This window comes from uncultured Cedecea sp., from assembly GCF_947498825.1.
Taxonomy (GTDB): Bacteria; Pseudomonadota; Gammaproteobacteria; order Enterobacterales; family Enterobacteriaceae; genus JGM124.
Genome location: NZ_CANMLV010000005.1, coordinates 179,422 through 199,321 on the forward strand (window position 1 = coordinate 179,422; position 19,900 = coordinate 199,321).

A 19,900-nucleotide genomic window follows, 5' to 3' on the forward strand; every position below is an offset into this window, starting at 1 on the left:
GTTCACGGGAAACCTTGAGCGGCTTTTTTACGATTAACTATCATATAAACGCTAAAAAAACGGCCCGCATTCGCGAGCCGTGAGACTGATGACAAAGCTAAAGTGATATCTGATTATCAGCGCTTATTTACGAAAATAAGCAGGAAAATCAATTCATTGATTTTCGGCTGATAACAATAATCACATCTCCATCAGGTACGAACGCGTAGCTTCGCCTCTATCTTATCGGCAACCTTGGTCACCACATAAGCAATAAACATATAGAACCCGACTGCCACCAGGAAGGCTTCCAGATAGTAGAAGTTCAGCGCGGCAGCCAGCTGAGCCTGAGCAAATATCTCGACAACGCCGATAGCAAACGCCAGGGATAACGCCTTCATCACCACCATAAAAGAGTTGGCAAAATCAGGAATAGCGGTGACGATTATCTGCGGGAACATCACACGCCGAAATAACTGTCCGCTACTGTAACCCAGCGAAGCAGCTGCATCTGACTGCCCGCTATCAAAGGCATTAACAGCGCCTTTCCAGACTTCAGCCTGAAACGCTGAAACACAGGCTGTCAGGGCCACAATAACAATCACCCAGTTAGGAAGTGAGTGGGCATTTACTTCTATCGAAAATTGAGTGGCAATAAAATCCAGCGCTGCAGGAAGGCCATAGTAAGCGAGAAAAATCACCACCACCATCGGCATACCTTTAAAGGCCACTTTGTAAGCAAACACTAACTGACGCAGTACCGGAACACGGCGAAACTCAATAAACGCAAACAATCCGCCAAGCAGTGTCGATAACAAAAATATCACTACCGCCATCAGCAGTGTGGAGGGAACCACACTCAGGATGCTCCAGAAGTCAAAAACCAATACCTCAAAATCAAACATCAAGTTTTCTCCTTCATTCAAACGCTTGGGGTAAGCTTGACGCGAGTCGCTGACTTCGAGCTGTATTTCGCGTGACGCCTTTCAAAGAAGCGGATAACCAGCCAGGCAACCAGACACATGAGCGAGTAGATAACAGCCAGTACCATATAAGTCGCAAATTGATACTGGTTATAGTCATGTTCCATAATCACATGGGCTGTCGCCATCAAGTCAGCTGCTCCGATATACATCACCAGCGCCACGTTATGAATTAAATAAATAATCGCGTTACCGTAACCAGGCAAAGCAAAGTGCACCGCTTGTGGCCCGATGACACGTTTCATTTTTTGCAAGAAACTATAGCCCAGGCTGTCTGCAGCATCATGCTGGCCTTTCTCTACTGCCAGAAATGCCGGACGCATCACTTCAGACAAGTAACCGCCGTGGTAGAGACTCAAGCCAATCATTGCCGCAATGTTGGACGAAAAAAAGTCTTCAACGCCCACCAGACCTGCGAGTAACGGCATACCATAAAAGGCGACGAATAATTGCAGCACGACCGGTACACTACGTGCATAGGACACGTAGACATCGGTCAGTTGACTCAAAACCGGGATACGACGTACCCGAAAAAAGGTGACGATCAGAGCCAGAAAAAACCCGACAATGATCGCAGCGAATAATATACCCAGCGTTAATGGCATTGCCGTTAACAGCTCAGGGAGCATGGTAGAGAGATCCACGGTGCAACACTCCTGCTATCAATGACTGCTGAAGCCCTGTGTTCACAGGGCTTCAGGTAAATCTTCTACTTCATATACTGTGAAACGTCTTCACCAAACCACTTCTGAGAAAGCTGGTCGAGTGTGCCATCCGCTTTCAATTCTTTCAGAGCTTGAGTGATGTCGTCGTTCAGTGCCTGGTTTTTAGCTGAGCGGTTAATCAGAATATAGGTCTGATTAATCACCACAGGTTCACTGGCTTTAATAGACAGTTTCTGGTTATCAATAACGGTTTGCTGGCCGAGGTTTGAAGGCAGGATCAGCGCATCATATTTACCATTCTGTACTTCTTTCAGGCGGTCCGGATAAGGGATACCTGCGCTAGAGGCCGTGATAGTCACTTTTTCATTTGGATGATCTTGCTGCCACTGGGTGACAAATTTATAGACCCCGCCGCCTGCGGTCACAGGAACGATTTTCTTACCGACCAGGTCTTTCATTTCTTTGATGTCACTGTCACTACGACTGTAGATCTTCATCAAACTGGCGCCGATTGGCGCATCTGGTATCAGGAACTGTTTGCTGCGACTTGGCGCTTTATAGTAACCACCGGTCGCCATATCGTACTTACCAGTGACCAGCCCCGTTTCCTGAGCAATATCAGCAGCACCTTCCATCACAAATTTATACTGTGGCAGCTTCGCATTGATAGCTTTCAGAACATCTGGCTCATAACCTTGTGGCTCATAGCCGATAGCTCCCCATGACAGAGGTTTAGACTCTGCGGCAGTAGCGATTTTTATCGTGCGGACTTCATCAGCAAAACTATTAGCACTGAAAAGTGCCAGAGCAATGATGCCGGGCATGGCGAAGCGGGATAACGTTTTTTTAATTGCAGGCATTTGTTTTACTCCCTTTAAAATTATTAGAATGCATGTTCAGTATTAAGAAACTGCGCCAGACGCGGCGAAGCGGGATTATCGAAAATCTCTGTCGGACTACCTTCTGCTGCTACCACACCCTGATCCATAAATACGATACGGTTCGAGACACTTTTGGCGAATTGCATTTCATGTGTCACTAACAGTGAAGTAATACCGGACGAGGTCACATCTTTAATCACTTTTAACACCTCACCCACTAACTCCGGGTCAAGGGAAGAGGTCGGTTCATCAAATAGAATCACATCAGGCTTTACTGCTAAAGCTCTGGCGATACCAGTTCGCTGTAACTGACCACCTGAAAGCTGAGAAGGATAATGGTCAAGCTTTGCTCCAAGGCCTACGCGTTCCAGCTCCTGCGCGGCAATATCACGCGCTTGTTGCTTGGTTTTTTTCTGGATAACCACCAGCGGATCCATCACGTTTTCCAGCACTGTCATGTTTTTAAAAACATTAAATTGCTGGAAAACCATCGCAGTACGTAAACGAATCGCCTGGATGGTCGCTTTATTGGGTGACTGGTAGTCCATCTGGTGCTGATCGAGCACGATAGTGCCGGATGACGGCTTAGCCAGATAATTAATACAACGCAGTAAAGTCGTTTTGCCGGTACCACTTGGGCCAATTATCGAAACCACATCGCCTTTATTAACCGCCAAGTTAACGCCCCGCAGAATAGGTGTCTCGCCGTAGGACAGGGTGATATTTTTCAGTTCTAACATTCTGTTCTGCCTCTATTTATTCATATCAGCATGGCCAAGCACATGCATCAAACGGTTGGCCCAACCAAAAATGGCAATCGCGTGGATAAGATCAATAATTTCACCATCATCCATCCCTGCTGCTCGCAGTGCGGCAATATCTTCCTGGCTCGCTTGTGCAGGTGTCACTGACAGACGTTGTGCAAAACGATAAATAGCCAGGTTCCGTGCATTGAGCAGGTCATCACGTTCAAAGTAAATCGCACTGACTACAGCGTCATCTTCTGATAACTGGACATGGCGGCGGGCATGAACCACAGCGCAATATTTACAGCCATTAACAATAGAAGCACCCAAAGCCCCCAGTTCTCTGTCAGCGCGATCTAATCCACCCTCGACATACATAATGGCGTTAAATAATACGGTACGTGCCACATAGCTTTCCGGATCATGAACCAGGGTACGTACATACTCGGAAACCTTCTTATTAGAAGGCGTTACCGCCATGGCTTCCAGCTGAACAGGCGTCGCTTGTGCCACTTCAACAGGCGTAATATAAGGGTGCCAGTGTAAAGGCTTCAGCGTGACAGAGGGGATCATGATGACCTCAGCAGACGTAAACCCGCAATCACACGAGTCTGGAAATTAACAAACGCAATCAGTTCAGAAAGCGCCACTATCTGTGCATGACTAAAACCAGCCTGCTCCAGTAAACGAATATTTTCCTCTGTTGCCTGGGCTGGAGACTGCGTGACCATGTCAGAATGACGGGCCAGGGTTGCCAGCGGCTCAGCAAGAGTATGTTCGCCACGACCCAGGGCTTGCAGTGATTCTGATGGCTGATACTGCGCCAGCTGAGTCTGGTAATCCTGCTGTAATGCATAGTCGTTATTCAGCGTTGCAATACGCAGCGCCAAGGCCAGACGTAGATCAACCCCCAGCCCTTGGTCATCATGCGGAGCCAGCACGGATTGCAGACATTGCTCTGCACCGTTAACAAATTCAGGGCGTTGGCGGCGAGTAAGCGCTAACGTATCTTCCGGTAACAGCCCGGCTGCTCTATCAATCGCGTCACTCACAACGCATTCTCCTGTTTAAGTAAGGGGGTTGAGTCCACCCATTCATCGCCCTGCAGTTCAGGAATATCGAACGCCTGTAAACTGGCATAATGTTGTTCAACATCTTCGGCAAATAGTGAGGCGATAATGCCGCGAGCCAGACGATCGGCCCCGGCACTGACCGCAGGAATATCGCCTGAAACCTTGCCGTGGGTCAGCATGGCGGCATCATTGAAACAATAGATATGTGCAAGGAGCGGACACTCACCGGGCGTCCGCTCGCGGAATTCAAATGAAGGCCCCAGGTCCGGGGCTTCCAGCATGCTCTGACGCGCATTGCCCATTTCACTGTTATAACGTCCATCAGCCCAGCTACGGATATAAGGAGCAATAGCGGCAAACTCCGGACGCCCGTGAAAGTTATTGGTGAAGCCCGTTGCCGCTATCAAATAGTCGTAATACAACGCGCCCTGAGTGGTGTTTAATTGCAGCCCATTTTCCTGCTGTTTAACACTGTTAACGCCACAATCAAGGAAAAAACGCGCATTTTCATGCCTTGATACGCGTAGCGTAGAAGAGCGCGGCGGTGGTGTCTGAGTAGATGCGGTGTAATCGACAAATTTCCATTTCCAGTCATCCGCCAGCAGATGCATACCGTGAACCACACCCTGGCTGCCGATACCGGTCATTTTATTTATGCGTGGCATGGCTTTGCGACGAATGATCAAATCGACTGCCGCTGCGCCATTTTCCAGGGCAGTGGCCGCATTATCCATCGCCGAAGCACCCGCACCCAAAATAGCGATCCGCTTGCCTTGCAAAGCATCAAAATCAATTTCATCGGCGGAGTGAGCCCAGAATTTACGGTCGATACCAGAGAGGAAATCAGGCACTGCAAAGCCGCCCAGTCCTGAACGGCCAGTAGCCAGAACCAGACGACGGGCATAGACCACTCCGCTTTGCGCTCCACTGAGTTCCAGCGCTAGCAAGCCATCAACAGGAGTAACTCGGGTCACACGCACATTGTTCTGTACCGGCAGATTCAAAACCTTGCGATACCAGACCAGGTAGTCCATCCACTGATCTTTAGCTATTTTATCCAGCGCCTGCCAGGCATCAGAGCCCCACTGTGCAGTGAACCATGCCCGGAAAGTCAGCTGAGGCAGCCCCAAAGCCGGACCATGCAGGCTTTTTGGCGAGCGTAAGGTTTCCATACGAGCAAAAGTCACCCACGGACCTTCTAAACCAGCAGGTGCCGCGTCATAAGCCACCACATTGCTCACACCGGATAGCTGTAATTTTGCTACCGCCGCCAGGCCGCACATTCCTGCACCAATCACGACCACATCACGTACTGGAACACCCTTGTATTGATGTTCAGGCACCCAGGATTTAGCTGGAAGTTCAAGGTATTCCAGATCTTGTCTCAGCTGAGCTTCCAGCGCGACCAGACCATCGGCAGTATGTGTCATATCAGTATTCCCTGGAGTAAACGGCAGCGTAGGCTTGCGAAAATGGCTAAATCACATTATTGACTATGCATTTTCACTATATGCATAACGCATAATCCACCATTAATAATTTTAAAAACGCATAATAAGAACTAAGGTTTCGCATATTCCTCTTGACCCGAAATAGAGTCAAGGAGGAGGCTCATATTTTAACCAATCGATTTATTATATCTTATGCAATAAAAGATATAAGGTGCCGGAGGAACCCGGAGACTCAAGACCTTAATCCTGATTAATTAACCGCATGATGCGCTGATGTTCACCCGCTGGCAGACATTCAAACTCAGGTAGCAGACGTGTCGCAGCCGTCGCCAGCGCTTCAATAAGTGCTTGTACCGGCGCTGAAATTTGTCGTCCTTGTGGTGTGGTGACACCAAAGAAATACGGAATTTTTTCGACTAAGGGACGAATAACGACTCCCGGCACAGGAACACCCCAGCCCGTTACCGGCTCAAGAATAGCCACTCCCAGCCCCGCCCTTACGCAACCAAGAATATTCGCTGAAGAGTTGGTTTCAATCGTCTCAGATAGCGGCGCTTTGATCTTTTTTAACGCCTTTTCATAACGCCCACGTAGCCGCTGCGGACTCCAGGGCACAATAAAACGCCGCCCAGCCAGTTGACTCAATTGTAACTCGGGTTCTGCTACCAGCGGATCGTTTTCAGGTAAGGCCACCACACAACTCGACTGCCCTATCCAATGCAGCTCCAGAGCATGATGTTCTAAAGGCAAACTACACAGCCCCAAATCCGCACTGCCCGTAATAACCGCATGCGCTGTTTGTTCAGCGGAATCACTCAGGATTTGTACTTTATTCTGTAAATTCAGCGCCGCTAACGCCTGGGGGAGCAACCCTGCAGCCAGTGCCGGGGTCGCAGCAATATTTAACGGAGGGTGTTGCTGGTGAGAAATCTCTGTTGCTCGCAGGCGAACTTGCTGTAATGACAGCAGCGCTTTCTGCACATACTGATAAAGCTGTAAGGCTTTTTCCGATGGGTGGATACGTGGGCCATTACGAATAAATAGCGGATAACCCAGCGACTGTTCAAGCTCCTGAATCTGTCGCGAAACTACGGGTTGTGAACGACTCAACGCTTTTGCTGCTGCAGTAACACTCCCGGCAGAAATGACCGCCGAAAAGGCTTCCAGTTGCCGTAAATCCAGGTCATTTAAGATTACCATCGGATGCTTTTTCCTGACTTATTGACTCACTCCCGAACATAATACGGGAAAAAAGCCATCATAGAGAGAGTCGGGACAATTCGCCACTACCCGCCAATATTAGTAATCAATCAGGATACCTTAGATCCCTCCTGCCCCTTACTTGCGTAAATCAAAGCGAATGGGCAGAGCAATGATGATTTTATATGATAGAACTGTGAATATAACTTGAATTAGCGAAACACGGATAAGAAAACTTAAGGCGGAGTATCGTGAATCCCAAGATTGGGATACGAATAAATAAGTGACAGTTCAAGTAAGAAGAAAAAAAATTATACTTTAATTCACTAACTCATGTTTAAAAAATGCCGCATAAAAAATACGGCATTTTACTTGAACCTTTCAGCAAAAATTACTGAACGCTTATAATCAATGAACCTTGAGCAGTAAAAGGCCCTTCTGCCAAATCACCAGGTCCTGGATTCGCTGTTTTGATTAAAGAGAAGGAAAGATCTTCGCTTCCTAATCCGCCTGTCAGTCTTGAAGGAAATTTACCAAAAGGTGGTACTATATTACCATCATGATACATCACAACGCCTAAACCACTTGTTGAAGTTGCAAATCCATCATTAGAAAAACTTAAAGGAGTAGCGCTCAAGTGGATATCAATATTCATATCGATACCTGGATTATCGCAATCAAAACTTATTGTTTTATCAACACGTACAGTACTTAAGGCACTGTTTGCACCCGTTGATATTTTCTTTTTACCGACATCACCAAAGTTGACTTCGATCGGTGCGCCATTATCAATTTCGCAGGTACCGGTTGCAAGAATTGCTCTGTTACCTGCAATAATACGCCAGCTATAATCAAAATCTGATTCCACAGGAAGACTGTGGAAATTGAGTCTAAGCACCATTAACTCGTCGCCAGGATTTATCTCAACATAGGGGCCAACTGCTTGAGTAACTTCAAAATAAACGTCAATATCGACTGGATGATAATCACCATCAGTCAATGTAAATACGTTAAATGGGCCATTCGTTTGACCAGCCCGAAAACGTTGACCGTTAATATAAACACCACCATCAAGGCCTAAACCTTGGACAGCGCTTCCTGGAATAATAGCATTTGGTGTTTGCAGATCGAGAAAGTCTGTATACTGGTCAGGAATTTCATTTTTACAGGAAATATAATCACCTACGTTAGCGAAAATATTTTCTCCCGCTTGAATATCAGAATCAAGAAAAACGACCAAATCTTGGTTTCCGCTTTTGAAGGTCTCACCTGTAAGTGTGTTCATACAAAGATAGGCATGTGTAGAGCCGGAAAATAAAAGGAAGATAAAAATAATATTTCTTAGCATGATGAATGAGCCCCACAATAATAAACTACAAAGTCAATCTGTTAATCATAGTTCAAGACAAAAGATGTTGTCGCGACGAAAGTACCAAGGCCAATGCTTTTATCTCGAATTGCTTGGGGTTCACCTTGAACTATGCCTTGAAAATCCAAGGTCACCGTCGGACCATCTATAGGGAAAACCGGTGTTGTAGAATTAATTGGAATCAATTCACCATTACTATTCTGAATACCTATAGCCACATTAGTTGCAACACTTCCGGAGTCTAGCGCCAAGAATCCTGGAATATTGGCGTTTTCTGTACCATTAAAGCTGACACTGACACTAGAACCCAAAATGACATCACAATCTTCCAATCGAATTTGGAACGATACCGGTTTAGTATTTGTATTAAGATATAAGTACTTATCAACTATGACGTCAAATGGAACAATAACATTTTCGTCATCTGTCACTAAAGTACATGGGTCATCAATCAGATTACCGGTTATCTTGAGATCACCGGAGCTATACGCTGGCACTGTCATACCCAAGGTCAGAAAGCAAAAAAATATACTTCTAACAACTGGATGAAAGTAGTGAGATATTATTTTCACGTTTGACCTTCCTCTATCATGTTCAGATCAATCATAAACCAGCTCGAATGAAACTAAAGCGTTATAAGCACCCGGGCGTAGAGAATCACTAACACGAATAGGGGTTAAATAATAACTTAACGTTCCTTGTCCCGGTCCGACAACTTGAGGGGCACTATTTTGCCCTAAAGGCAAAACGTTACCCTTATCATCACTTAGCTGTAAACCTATTCCTTCAATACCATTCAGTTTTATCAACTCAGGATAAAAAGGAACAGCAGGAGATACAAAACGCACTTTCACTCCTGTTTGATCTGTACTCCAAGAAACAGTATTAGTACGTCTATTTATAAGAGCTGTAGGTGCATCAATACAATCAATAAGTTCAAGTTTAAAAGGAACAGGTTTTCCTTGAGATCCGATTTTTTTAAAATCTGCAGTTTCCAGATTTCCAACATCAACTAACTGAGACATCGACTCCATGGTTAGCTGGCAGGGGCTTTCAGTCAGTGAACCATGGACATATAATTGCCCGTGGTCATTAACAACTTCATCTCTGTATTCATTTGATATCATGTACGCATCATTATAAGCAGCTGTAGATGCCATGGGAAAAAGCACACCAGAGATTAAAATAGCCGTAGGCCAGAGAGCATGGCGATGCCGTTGATGATAAAATAGGTTATAAGCCATCTCTCTTCTCCTCATTTATGATTTTTTACTAGGAACAACAACACATTGATCACTCTGGCATTTAAAAGGGAGTTTTAAACGACCGCCGTAATCATTAATATAAGTAAGTACTGGAGCATTACCGAGTTTTGAAACTGGTAAATTTAATGCCATTTCACCGAATGGAGGAACCATTGTTGCACTAAAATCATTAAAGGGTTGAGCAGTCTCTGAACTCGCCGCCGCAACTAATGTCGTATTAAATGCCGTTGGATTCTTAGCTACATACTGATTTCCTTTCTTGATCAGAATCAGTTTATTCTGCCAAGGATTAGCGTTCATCTCCGTATCAGACATTAAGATACCTGTTGGGCGATAAAACAGCTTAATCTTACTCTGTAATGCCAATTGTAAGACATTAGGTTTGTCACTTTTCGGTGGTATCTCACGCAGATTGAAATAAAAAACACTCTCTCTATCTTGCGGTAACTTGTCTACATCAGGTAAAGATTCGATACGTACTTGACTTGTTTTTCCCGGTTCCAAACGTTGCACAGGTGGTAACACAATAAAAGGATTAGTAATTTTCTTACCTTCACTATCTTCCATCCAACCCTGAGCTAAAAATGGGAGCTGTACATTTTTATTTGTTATTGTCAACGCGACGTTTTTACGATCGCCATTAAAGATTATTCTGGTACGATCCAACGATACCGCTGAAAAAACTTGGCTTGAAAAAACCACGCTCAGCAATACAGATAATGTTGAGAAGAGTTTCTTCTTATTTACTTTCATCACATTCCCTCTTAAAGTCACAAGCACTCTATATTTATAATAACTATTACTTCATAGTAGCTATTTTGCAAGGCATCAAAAAATTATTACTCACATCATCCAGTACGGCAGGGAAATGAATCTCACAACTTTCCGTTGAGGACCAACTAATAGTCATTACCTCATTTGGCTTGATTCCACTTATATACGCCTGTCCATTATCATCCATAACACCAGTATTTTTTCCTTTACTGTTTCGGATCATGGCACCAAATGGTGGATATTCGCCATTTTCGAAACGGATAGATACCATCTGTTTACGTCCGGCAACAACATCAAACTTACGGTAACCAATTGCACCTTCAGTCAAGGTGGTCTGCACCACAGAATCCGTTGCTTCTACATCAGGAGGAAGCTGGTTAACATCAATTTTTGTTTTGTTTCGGTAATAGCTATTTACATCCGGGATAACCGCCTTACCAAATATATTGGTATATACTGGCGCCCCAGTGCCTTTGACTGGCACATTCGAGATTCCATCCGTATCTACCAATAAGCGCGTGCCTCCCATATTAGAGACACGATGCAACCCTCCACCATTAGGCGTTAAGGTTATGCCCCCTTGGGCGCCTATACCAAATGCATTATAGCCATTGCTCAAAAAGTTCGCATTGGCGATTACACGAGCATTAGTGCCGTTATGGGTGATAAAAGCATTACCTGCTGCGCCTTGGCTAGTTGAACCGCCACCAATTTGATAAGAGGTAGTACTATTAATTCTATCATAATAAGTGACATTATTTGTTACATTGTCTCTGTTAGCTGCAAGTGAATAACCTATATTTGCACTATTTCCCCAAGGCATAGACAGAGATAAATACATGCCATCATCTGTTGTACCTTGGTATATATTACGATACGCAGAAAGAGACATATTAATATTCTTAAAATTACCAATATCAGCTGTTTTAGTAACCATTAAATTATAGCGATCGTTATTTGGACGATCCCAATATGTTTGATGGTTATAATTTAAATTAACTGATATACCTAAATCACGAAAAGCTTTATTGAAAGAGATTACATACATCTCCTTCCCACCATAATATTGACGACCACTATTTCTATATTCAAGGTAGTCAGACATACTCATATAATTACGCTCAGAGAAACGATATCCCGCAAATTGAACTGCACTATCGTATTCATCAAAGCGTTTAGAGTAGTTTATACGGTACGAACTCCCGCTAATATTTCCCTTATTAGTGGAATCCATATGACTATTCAAATTTGCCAAAGCATGAGTAATATCAAAGGAAATAGCACCAAAAGCCAGTAAGTCGCGACCCACGCCAATAGCAAAAGAGTTATAGTTCTGGCTATTGAGGCTACCGCCGAATAATGACCAACCATTAGATACCCCCCACGATGCTTCACCGGCCGCAAAAACATCACCTTGGCTACGATGGTCTATCGACGTAGGGCGTCCCACAGCAACTTTATATCTGACAGAGCCTGGTCTGGTCAGGTATGGAATACTCGCAGTATCGACATCAAAATTCTGTACCGTACCATTTTGCTCTTCGACGCGAACATTCAGTTTTCCGTTTACGGTATCATCCAGATTCTGGATCCTGAAAGGCCCGGCAGCTACTTGGGTTTGATAGATCACTCGTCCTTGCTGGCTGATAATAACCGTAGCATTGGTTGCTGCAACACCCGTCACTTCCGGCGCGTAGCCACGTAAATTAGGGGGCAGCATTTTCACATCAGAACGCAAACTACCACCAGTGAATCTGAAACTATCGAATAAATCGGAACTCAAATAGTCATCACCAAGGGTCAAGCTAGCACGTAATTTAACGATAGCACGATATACATAATAGCGAGTCCACTTTAGTTCATGATTATTGGAATTACTTGAATTCGTAGAATGATTAAAACGAGCTTGCCAATCAGCACGCATGCGCCATGCACCCATATTTGCACCAGCAACACCATTCCCCGTCACAGTATAAATATTAGTGCTATTCTTTTGAGAGTGGTTTGCTCGACCATTCATATTATAGTCAAGAAAAACACCCGGTATACCGTTATCCCATAATGACGGAGGGTCCCATGTCGCTGTACGGTATTCGAGGTAAGCTTGTGGAACATTAAGGTATAATGCTAAAGCAGACAGATCGCCTCTGGCTGTCACCCCCGGCAGACTAGATAAATCGAGACATTCACCATCATTCAACCATTTTAATTGGGCGAACATCTCCTCTTTCAAGCCTAGCTGGTTGGTAATATTTGGAGTAATACAAGGGACAGACCCTGCTTCGCTATCAGCTGTAGGTATAAATGTTACCCGTTGTTCAGGTAATGCATCAGTGTTAACTTGGATTTTAAAAGCATAAGTGCCAGGCATGATATACCCAGCCCGAGAAAACTGTTCGAGATTAATATTCTGTTTATCATTAATATCTAACAGGTCGGTATTAAATTCTACAACATTAGCTGCATAAGTAGAGTAAGAAGCCAACGCGCTCATCACGATCATGCATAATGGAGATAATTTATAAGCGCGATGTAACATGATAGTTTCCCTAAATAGTTAATTAACGACCTACGCTATAGTCTAATAATATTCAAGCTTGAAGCCGATTAACGTATGATATGTACCTATCTTAAACGGTTTGTTATCAGCAACTAACTGCAACTCATAATTTAATACCGCACTACGATTAGGAGTAGAAAACATTTTATCTTCTGCCATAGGCTCTCCTGGTTTTATAAGAGTGCCTTGGCTATTGAAGAGTGCAAGTTGCACACCTCTGGCTTCACCTTCAACAGTGAAATAATCACCATTTTGCGGCCCTTCAAAAATCATTTGAAATGAGCGAGGGGAAAGTAGATCCCTCGAACTTTGATGAACAACCGTGCAATCATAAAGTTCGATATTAAAACTTTTTGGTGGTGCCCTTCCCGATTGCCTTAATAGACTGACAGGGACCATTCCCATATCAATGGTTTGATCAAGTGAATCTGTTCCAATTGAACAAGCACTATCTATAATTTCTCCAGATAAATTAACAGTACCATGTCCATCAGGTGCTGCTGACATAACAGAAAATGATGAGAGCAACATGACAGACACTGATAATAACAACTGCAAATATTTTTTCTCAGCTTTCACGTCGTCCCTCATCTTTTCAAAAAAACAGTGGAAAATAGCTTAGCTAATTTTCACTCTTATCATTAGTTATAAGTCAGAGTGAAGTTAGTTACACCACTGAATCTACCTAATGGAATGTTCTCAACTGTTGCTCCTGTGTCTCCACGAACAAATGCACTATATAACAGTGTATTATTTCCATTCTGTAGAGTATTCACAGCCTGCTGTGAAGCAACATCATTGATATCGATACGCTCACCGTTAGAATCATTGATCTGAATCGCAACATTATTCTCGGCAGGAGCATTGATTGCCAGACCAGTAATACCCAACAGGCCATCGTCAAATGCAGATGAGGTACCAGTAAAGGCAACTGATACAGTCTGCGTTGCGCTTGATAATACGCAATCTTCTAACTCAATAGTAAATGGCTGAGCAGGGGAAGTACCACCACCGACCAAAGCTGAGTTAGCAATCTGGCCTAGAGGAACTGTCTGATCAATTGATTCCGGAGAAATTGAGCAAGGTGCACTAATGATTTCACCGGTAAAGGTAACTTTACCACTACCTTGATTATCTGCAGCAAATGCAGAAGTAGCCATCACGCCAGACACCAGAGCAGCCAAAATAATCTTCTTCATAATATTCCTCTACAATATGTTATATTTCATCAATAGAAATAAATTATACAAAATGATTTTGTATTAAATAAATTACACCATGGGCATATAGACAACGAACAGCACAGCGTTTCATATAAAACAGTAAAGCTACCAGCAGCTAGCACTTGTTAATAATTGACAGATGCCAACTATTGCAAGCAGCCAGAATACCAACACAATAAAACAAGCCCTGTGTTTTAGGATATGCAAAATATCGAGTCGGTAAAAACGTATAAACAATTACAAGATTGCGCCTTGATTTAAACAAATTTTTAGTAAGGTTAGATTCACTTTAAACACCTATAAAAAATAAGTATCAAACGTCAATTTAACAATAACAATGTAATAAAAGATGATGCTTTCATTACTGATAAATAGTTAAAAAATACATTTAAATCAACCCTGAAATATCATTTTCATTTTAGCCTCTTTAACTTACGTTGCTAAAAATAAATTTAGCACATAATTTCAAACTGTCAAAAAATGTTACTCATTTTTTGCGTAAAAATAACCAAGCCCAAATAAAAATAAAAAAAATAAATAAAAATCAATCACTTAATGTGATTAAGATTATTCTCTCTTGCCATAATAACCATCACTTACCAAAGATGTTTTTACCGTTCGCTTCAAAATCAGAAGCAGTCAAAAACTCGATGGAAGTAATGTTTCCTTCCAGCATTAACAATTTCATATCTTGATTCTATTTGTGAACAGCTTAGTTCACTCGCTATCTGTAAGGTCTTACAGTTAAGTTAACTATTCATGTTTAAGTGCAACAGCATTACAAAACATCACTTAAAAACATTGAACCAGAATTTAGAACCAATTGACGAAAACTTCATTAGTTTATCAACCCAAATACGTGATCCAAGTCACACCATTCGACCTTTGCAGTGTAGTTAAATAATATCGCCATTTTCTTGGCCTAGATCAATAAATTTTATTATTACAACGTTTTACTGGATGTTATAGGATTTATCTGTAGCCCAATTACCTATCTACAAATATGTTTTCAGATACAGATGTCGATTATCCGCGGGAATTCACTACTATATATAAGTATTTTTCTTACTGGTGACGATAACGAAGCATCCTGGTTTGATGGCACGACAACATGCCATATGATAGCAATAATCAATAGTTTCCTTGTTTACCTGGCATGGATCCAAGAAACATAGTTAAGAAGACAATATGAAATCCACTGTTACACTGTCCAATGAGATGATTCGGTAGAGAGAATCGACAATTTTTAATACCCGCTGCTTTTTGCAATCAACATACGGCTATAGTGGTCTGTCGTTGTAGTGATAAGGGATCAGAGGACGTACAACACCGTGACGCAGATTATTTACCACTAACAAAGCAGGAGATATGGCAGTAACAGTATCAATTCGGGGTACAGTCAACAGTTGCTATAGTAAATCACCGGAACGGCTATAAATTCTGACAACGGGTGATATCGCTCCGTTTTTTTCGGGACTGAGCACCAGCCATGCTTAACCAGTCCTCCCATAAACCAACAGACTAGAGCGTCTCATTTTTCCGGAAGAACTTTACGCAGTGTCACAAGTTAGGGGAAACCGGAGATCAAGGTATTGCTCTGGCGATTTAGTAACGTCAGTATCACCAAGAGAATCTCTGAGGCAACAGCAGAATGGGACATCTATTAGATGTCTGAAAACAGAATGGGTATAGAAGCCTCTTCGCTAAATCAGTATAGCAATCATGAAGGCTTGAAATTGAATGAGTCAGCTAGTCAATATCGAGTCCACTACAGAGCCAGACTCAATACTATCGGTTCTTCTTTGCTATATGCGTTAATTTCTTAATCAGCTTAGATTCAATGACCACACTCACCGAGCAAGTACGAAGAATACCGCGAAATCCACGATACACAATTATTCAACCAATCAAGAAATCCTGTGGGGCTTACCATGACTGGCTAAAAGGCTGATTCTTTCCACCTAACCAGCCTTGCCCTGACATACTACCCCGAGAAGTCTTTCAAGGCTCAACCCCACTATAGGGTAGGAATGAGCCAAACTTTCAAGAAAACGCCAACAATCTATGATTAACTAAAAAATTAACCAACTGATTTATAACTAAAAAATCAGAACGGAATGTCGTCGTCAAAGTCCATTGGTGGTTCATTAGACGGTGCAGGTGCTGCATTCTGTTGTTGCGGGCGAGATTGCGCGCCGCCGCTGAACTGATTGCTTGCCTGTGGCTGCTGTGGCTGGCCCCAACCACCTTGTTGCTGGCCTGCATTACCACCAGCAGGTGCTCCACCGCCCTGACGACCACCCAGCATTTGCATGGTGCCGCCAACGTTAACCACAACTTCGGTTGTATATTTTTCAACACCAGCCTGGTCGGTCCATTTACGGGTTTGCAAAGCACCTTCTATATAGACCTGGGAACCTTTACGCAGATATTCACCCGCGACTTCGGCAAGTTTGCCGAACAGCACGACACGGTGCCATTCCGTTTTTTCTTTGGTTTCGCCGGTTTGCTTGTCACGCCAGGACTCTGAAGTGGCCAGAGTGATGTTAGCAACAGCACCACCGTTTGGCATATAGCGTACTTCTGGATCCTGACCAAGATTCCCGACGAGAATCACTTTGTTTACGCCTCTGCTGGCCATATTCGTCTCTCCTGGGATATGTAATAAATAGTCTAAACGATCAATTCTATCATGCTACCGCCGATGTTTATAGCTGGGAGCAACATTCCAACAGTTGTCATGATGATACATTATTTCATCAAACCACTGGATATTCATTCAGCTTTTATTATGCCATAATAAATCACTAAGGCCTTCGGTGGTGCAATCGGCACCAGCCACACATCATTATCGTTCGGGAAAGGTGAATGGATAAGATAGAAGTACGGGGCGCCCGCACCCATAATCTCAAAAATATCAACCTCGTCATCCCGCGTGACAAACTTATCGTTGTCACCGGACTTTCGGGGTCGGGTAAATCATCACTGGCATTCGATACACTGTATGCTGAAGGCCAGCGACGTTACGTTGAGTCACTTTCTGCTTATGCGCGCCAGTTCCTGTCGCTGATGGAAAAACCTGATGTCGACCATATTGAAGGTCTGTCACCGGCAATTTCCATTGAACAGAAATCGACCTCTCACAACCCACGTTCAACTGTGGGAACCATCACTGAAGTGCATGATTATCTGCGCTTACTGTATGCCCGTGTCGGTGAACCACGCTGTCCTGATCACGATATTCCGTTAGCAGCGCAGACCGTCAGTCAGATGGTGGATAACGTGCTGGCGCAGCCTGAAGGCCGTCGCTTGATGTTGCTGGCACCTATCATTAAAGACAGGAAAGGTGAACACTCCAAAACGCTGGAAAATCTGGCAGGCCAGGGGTATATCCGGGCGCGTATTGATGGCGAAGTCTGCGATCTGTCCGATCCACCAAAACTAGAGTTACAGAAGAAACACACTATAGAAGTGGTGGTTGATCGTTTTAAAGTCCGGGAAGATATTAGTCAGCGTCTGGCCGAGTCATTTGAAACGGCTCTGGAACTGTCTGGCGGTTCTGCTGTTGTGGCTGATATGGATGATCCACAAGCAGAAGAAATGCTGTTTTCTGCCAATTTTGCCTGCCCTGTCTGCGGCTACAGTATGCGTGAGTTAGAACCGCGTCTGTTTTCCTTTAATAACCCGGCTGGAGCCTGCCCAACCTGTGACGGTCTGGGCGTACAACAGTATTTCGATCCTGACAGAGTCGTACAGAATACCGATCTTTCGCTGGCCGGTGGCGCTATTCGGGGTTGGGATCGCCGTAACTTCTACTATTTCACGATGTTACGCTCCCTGGCAGACCACTATAAATTTGATGTTGAGACCCCGTGGAATGAACTGAGCAGTGCTGTAAAGCAAGTAGTGCTACATGGTTCAGGTAAAGAGACCATCGAATTTAACTATATGAACGATCGGGGGGATACTTCCGTACGTCGTCATCCATTCGAAGGCGTTCTAAATAATATGGAACGTCGCTATAAAGAGACAGAATCTTCAGCGGTACGTGAAGAGCTGGCAAAATACGTTAGCAGCCGCCCTTGTAACAGTTGTGGGGGAACGCGTCTGCGTCGCGAAGCTCGCCATGTGTTTATCGAAAATACCGCGCTACCGACGATTTCCGATATGAGCATCGGTCATGCGATGGAATTCTTCCAGAACATGAAACTCAGCGGTCAGCGTGCACAGATTGCTGAAAAAGTGCTGAAAGAGATCGGCGACCGCCTGCGGTTCTTAGTCAATGTTGGTCTGAATTATCTGTCGCTTTCTCGTTCAGCAGAAACCCTGTCCGGAGGAGAGGCTCAACGTATTCGTCTGGCAAGCCAGATTGGTGCCGGTTTAGTCGGTGTGATGTATGTTCTGGATGAACCTTCTATCGGCCTGCATCAGCGTGATAATGAACGCTTGCTGGAAACACTGATTCACCTGCGTAATCTGGGAAACACGGTGATTGTGGTTGAGCATGATGAAGATGCCATTCGTGCTGCAGACCATATTATTGATATCGGCCCGGGGGCAGGAGTGCACGGCGGCCAGGTGGTTGCTGAAGGTACCATGAACGATATCATGGCCGTATCTGAGTCTCTGACCGGGCAGTATTTGAGCGGTAAGCGCCAGATTGCTGTACCAGCACAACGCGTCAGCGCTGACCCACAGAAAGTCCTGAAACTGATTGGTGCCAAAGGTAATAACCTTAAAGATGTTACCTTAACGTTACCCGTAGGGCTGCTTACCTGTGTGACGGGGGTTTCGGGTTCGGGGAAATCGACGCTGATTAATGACACATTATTCCCGCTTGCCCAGCGTCAGTTAAACGGGGCCACTATCATTGAGCCCGCTCCTTACCGTGATATCCAGGGGCTGGAACATTTCGATAAAGTCATTGATATTGACCAGAGCCCGATTGGCCGCACGCCTCGCTCTAACCCTGCAACCTATACCGGCGTCTTTACTCCGGTACGCGAACTGTTTGCAGGTGTTCCGGAATCACGTGCGCGTGGTTATACACCAGGTCGGTTTAGCTTTAACGTACGTGGCGGGCGCTGTGAAGCCTGTCAGGGTGATGGCGTAATCAAAGTCGAAATGCACTTCCTGCCGGATATCTATGTCCCTTGTGACCAGTGTAAAGGTAAGCGCTATAACCGTGAAACGCTGGAAATTAAATATAAAGGCAAGAGCATTCACGAAGTGCTGGATATGACCATTGAAGATGCGAGAGCATTTTTTGATGCGGTTCCAGCGCTGGCGCGTAAGCTACAGACACTGATTGATGTCGGTCTGTCTTATATTCGCCTGGGACAATCAGCCACTACGCTGTCCGGTGGTGAAGCCCAACGCGTAAAACTGGCGCGTGAGCTCTCTAAACGTGGTACCGGACAGACGCTCTATATTCTCGATGAGCCCACAACAGGGCTGCATTTTGCTGATATTCAGCAATTACTGGAAGTGCTGCATCAGCTGCGTGACCAAGGTAATACCATCGTGGTAATTGAGCATAATCTGGATGTGATTAAAACCGCAGACTGGATTGTTGATCTCGGTCCAGAAGGCGGAAGCGGTGGCGGTGAAATTCTCGTCTCTGGCACACCAGAAACGGTTGCAGAATGTGAAGCTTCACATACCGCACGGTTCCTCAAACCTTTACTTGCCTGATTAGCCTGCCCCTTACTGTCATGTCTTGCAGTAAGGG

The 19,900-nt window shown here is 44.4% G+C and carries 17 protein-coding genes; 1 reads left to right on the plus strand and 16 read right to left on the minus strand.

Annotation, left to right across the window (positions count from 1 at the left end; all coding sequences use genetic code 11):
- Positions 1-191: 191 nt before the first annotated feature.
- From Q1A40_RS08290 to ssb1, 16 genes are all read right to left on the minus strand, one after another.
- Entirely contained in the window at positions 192-884 is a 693-nt protein-coding gene (locus Q1A40_RS08290) for an ABC transporter permease subunit (RefSeq protein ID WP_299999172.1), read from the minus strand.
- Positions 885-901: 17 nt separating this feature from the next.
- A complete protein-coding gene (locus Q1A40_RS08295) occupies positions 902-1,591 on the minus strand; it encodes an amino acid ABC transporter permease (RefSeq protein ID WP_299999254.1) in 690 nt (229 codons plus the stop codon).
- Between the two features lie 80 nt (positions 1,592-1,671).
- Positions 1,672-2,487: a transporter substrate-binding domain-containing protein gene (locus Q1A40_RS08300; protein WP_299999173.1), complete on the minus strand. Its 816-nt coding sequence runs from the start codon at positions 2,485-2,487 to the stop codon at positions 1,672-1,674.
- Between the two features lie 23 nt (positions 2,488-2,510).
- Positions 2,511-3,248 carry an amino acid ABC transporter ATP-binding protein gene (locus Q1A40_RS08305; RefSeq protein ID WP_299999174.1) on the minus strand — a complete coding sequence of 246 codons (738 nt, stop codon included), beginning with the start codon at positions 3,246-3,248 and terminating at the stop codon, positions 2,511-2,513.
- A gap of 12 nt (positions 3,249-3,260) precedes the next feature.
- Positions 3,261-3,827: a peroxidase-related enzyme gene (locus tag Q1A40_RS08310; protein WP_299999175.1), complete on the minus strand. Its 567-nt coding sequence runs from the start codon at positions 3,825-3,827 to the stop codon at positions 3,261-3,263.
- Positions 3,824-4,306, minus strand: a complete 483-nt coding sequence (locus Q1A40_RS08315; RefSeq protein WP_299999177.1) for a hypothetical protein — start codon at positions 4,304-4,306, stop codon at positions 3,824-3,826. The genes Q1A40_RS08310 and Q1A40_RS08315 overlap by 4 nt, the downstream gene beginning before the upstream one ends.
- Positions 4,303-5,757: an NAD(P)-binding domain-containing protein gene (locus tag Q1A40_RS08320; protein WP_299999178.1), complete on the minus strand. Its 1,455-nt coding sequence runs from the start codon at positions 5,755-5,757 to the stop codon at positions 4,303-4,305. The genes Q1A40_RS08315 and Q1A40_RS08320 overlap by 4 nt, the downstream gene beginning before the upstream one ends.
- A gap of 261 nt (positions 5,758-6,018) precedes the next feature.
- Positions 6,019-6,978 (minus strand): LysR family transcriptional regulator, encoded by a 960-nt coding sequence (locus Q1A40_RS08325; protein ID WP_299999179.1) that lies wholly within the window; start codon positions 6,976-6,978, stop codon positions 6,019-6,021.
- Between the two features lie 391 nt (positions 6,979-7,369).
- Positions 7,370-8,326: a fimbrial protein gene (locus Q1A40_RS08330; RefSeq protein WP_299999180.1), complete on the minus strand. Its 957-nt coding sequence runs from the start codon at positions 8,324-8,326 to the stop codon at positions 7,370-7,372.
- 41 nt (positions 8,327-8,367) lie between these two features.
- On the minus strand, positions 8,368-8,919 hold the full coding sequence (locus Q1A40_RS08335) for a fimbrial protein (protein WP_299999181.1): 552 nt from the start codon (positions 8,917-8,919) through the stop codon (positions 8,368-8,370).
- A 27-nt stretch (positions 8,920-8,946) separates the two neighbouring features.
- Positions 8,947-9,591: a fimbrial protein gene (locus Q1A40_RS08340; protein WP_299999182.1), complete on the minus strand. Its 645-nt coding sequence runs from the start codon at positions 9,589-9,591 to the stop codon at positions 8,947-8,949.
- A 15-nt stretch (positions 9,592-9,606) separates the two neighbouring features.
- Positions 9,607-10,365 carry a fimbria/pilus periplasmic chaperone gene (locus Q1A40_RS08345; protein WP_299999183.1) on the minus strand — a complete coding sequence of 253 codons (759 nt, stop codon included), beginning with the start codon at positions 10,363-10,365 and terminating at the stop codon, positions 9,607-9,609.
- Between the two features lie 46 nt (positions 10,366-10,411).
- The gene (locus Q1A40_RS08350) at positions 10,412-12,925 is read right to left on the minus strand and encodes an outer membrane usher protein (RefSeq protein ID WP_299999184.1); all 2,514 of its coding nucleotides are present in this window, start codon (positions 12,923-12,925) and stop codon (positions 10,412-10,414) included.
- Positions 12,926-12,967: 42 nt separating this feature from the next.
- Positions 12,968-13,525, minus strand: coding sequence for a fimbrial protein (locus Q1A40_RS08355; protein ID WP_299999185.1), 558 nt, complete (start codon positions 13,523-13,525; stop codon positions 12,968-12,970).
- A 62-nt stretch (positions 13,526-13,587) separates the two neighbouring features.
- On the minus strand, positions 13,588-14,145 hold the full coding sequence (locus Q1A40_RS08360; protein WP_299999186.1) for a fimbrial protein: 558 nt from the start codon (positions 14,143-14,145) through the stop codon (positions 13,588-13,590).
- Positions 14,146-16,276: 2,131 nt separating this feature from the next.
- Positions 16,277-16,810 (minus strand): single-stranded DNA-binding protein SSB1, encoded by a 534-nt coding sequence (ssb1, locus tag Q1A40_RS08365; RefSeq protein WP_299999187.1) that lies wholly within the window; start codon positions 16,808-16,810, stop codon positions 16,277-16,279.
- A 227-nt stretch (positions 16,811-17,037) separates the two neighbouring features.
- Between ssb1 and uvrA the strand changes: the two genes are divergently transcribed.
- On the plus strand, positions 17,038-19,863 hold the full coding sequence (uvrA, locus tag Q1A40_RS08370) for an excinuclease ABC subunit UvrA (RefSeq protein ID WP_299999188.1): 2,826 nt from the start codon (positions 17,038-17,040) through the stop codon (positions 19,861-19,863).
- The last annotated feature ends 37 nt before the right edge of the window (positions 19,864-19,900 follow it).

Bases quoted from the DNA above. Each gene is read 5' to 3' on its own strand.
- Q1A40_RS08305 (WP_299999174.1), bottom strand. From the start codon at position 3,248: ATGTTAGAACTGAAAAATATCACCCTGTCCTACGGCGAGACACCTATT.
- Q1A40_RS08350 (WP_299999184.1), bottom strand. From the start codon at position 12,925: ATGTTACATCGCGCTTATAAATTATCTCCATTATGCATGATCGTGATG.
- Q1A40_RS08330 (WP_299999180.1), bottom strand. From the start codon at position 8,326: ATGCTAAGAAATATTATTTTTATCTTCCTTTTATTTTCCGGCTCTACA.
- Q1A40_RS08320 (WP_299999178.1), bottom strand. From the start codon at position 5,757: ATGACACATACTGCCGATGGTCTGGTCGCGCTGGAAGCTCAGCTGAGA.
- Q1A40_RS08310 (WP_299999175.1), bottom strand. From the start codon at position 3,827: ATGATCCCCTCTGTCACGCTGAAGCCTTTACACTGGCACCCTTATATT.
- Q1A40_RS08325 (WP_299999179.1), bottom strand. From the start codon at position 6,978: ATGGTAATCTTAAATGACCTGGATTTACGGCAACTGGAAGCCTTTTCG.
- Q1A40_RS08295 (WP_299999254.1), bottom strand. From the start codon at position 1,591: ATGCTCCCTGAGCTGTTAACGGCAATGCCATTAACGCTGGGTATATTA.
- Q1A40_RS08290 (WP_299999172.1), bottom strand. From the start codon at position 884: ATGTTTGATTTTGAGGTATTGGTTTTTGACTTCTGGAGCATCCTGAGT.
- uvrA (WP_299999188.1), top strand. From the start codon at position 17,038: ATGGATAAGATAGAAGTACGGGGCGCCCGCACCCATAATCTCAAAAAT.
- ssb1 (WP_299999187.1), bottom strand. From the start codon at position 16,810: ATGGCCAGCAGAGGCGTAAACAAAGTGATTCTCGTCGGGAATCTTGGT.
- Q1A40_RS08360 (WP_299999186.1), bottom strand. From the start codon at position 14,145: ATGAAGAAGATTATTTTGGCTGCTCTGGTGTCTGGCGTGATGGCTACT.
- Q1A40_RS08340 (WP_299999182.1), bottom strand. From the start codon at position 9,591: ATGGCTTATAACCTATTTTATCATCAACGGCATCGCCATGCTCTCTGG.
- Q1A40_RS08345 (WP_299999183.1), bottom strand. From the start codon at position 10,365: ATGAAAGTAAATAAGAAGAAACTCTTCTCAACATTATCTGTATTGCTG.
- Q1A40_RS08300 (WP_299999173.1), bottom strand. From the start codon at position 2,487: ATGCCTGCAATTAAAAAAACGTTATCCCGCTTCGCCATGCCCGGCATC.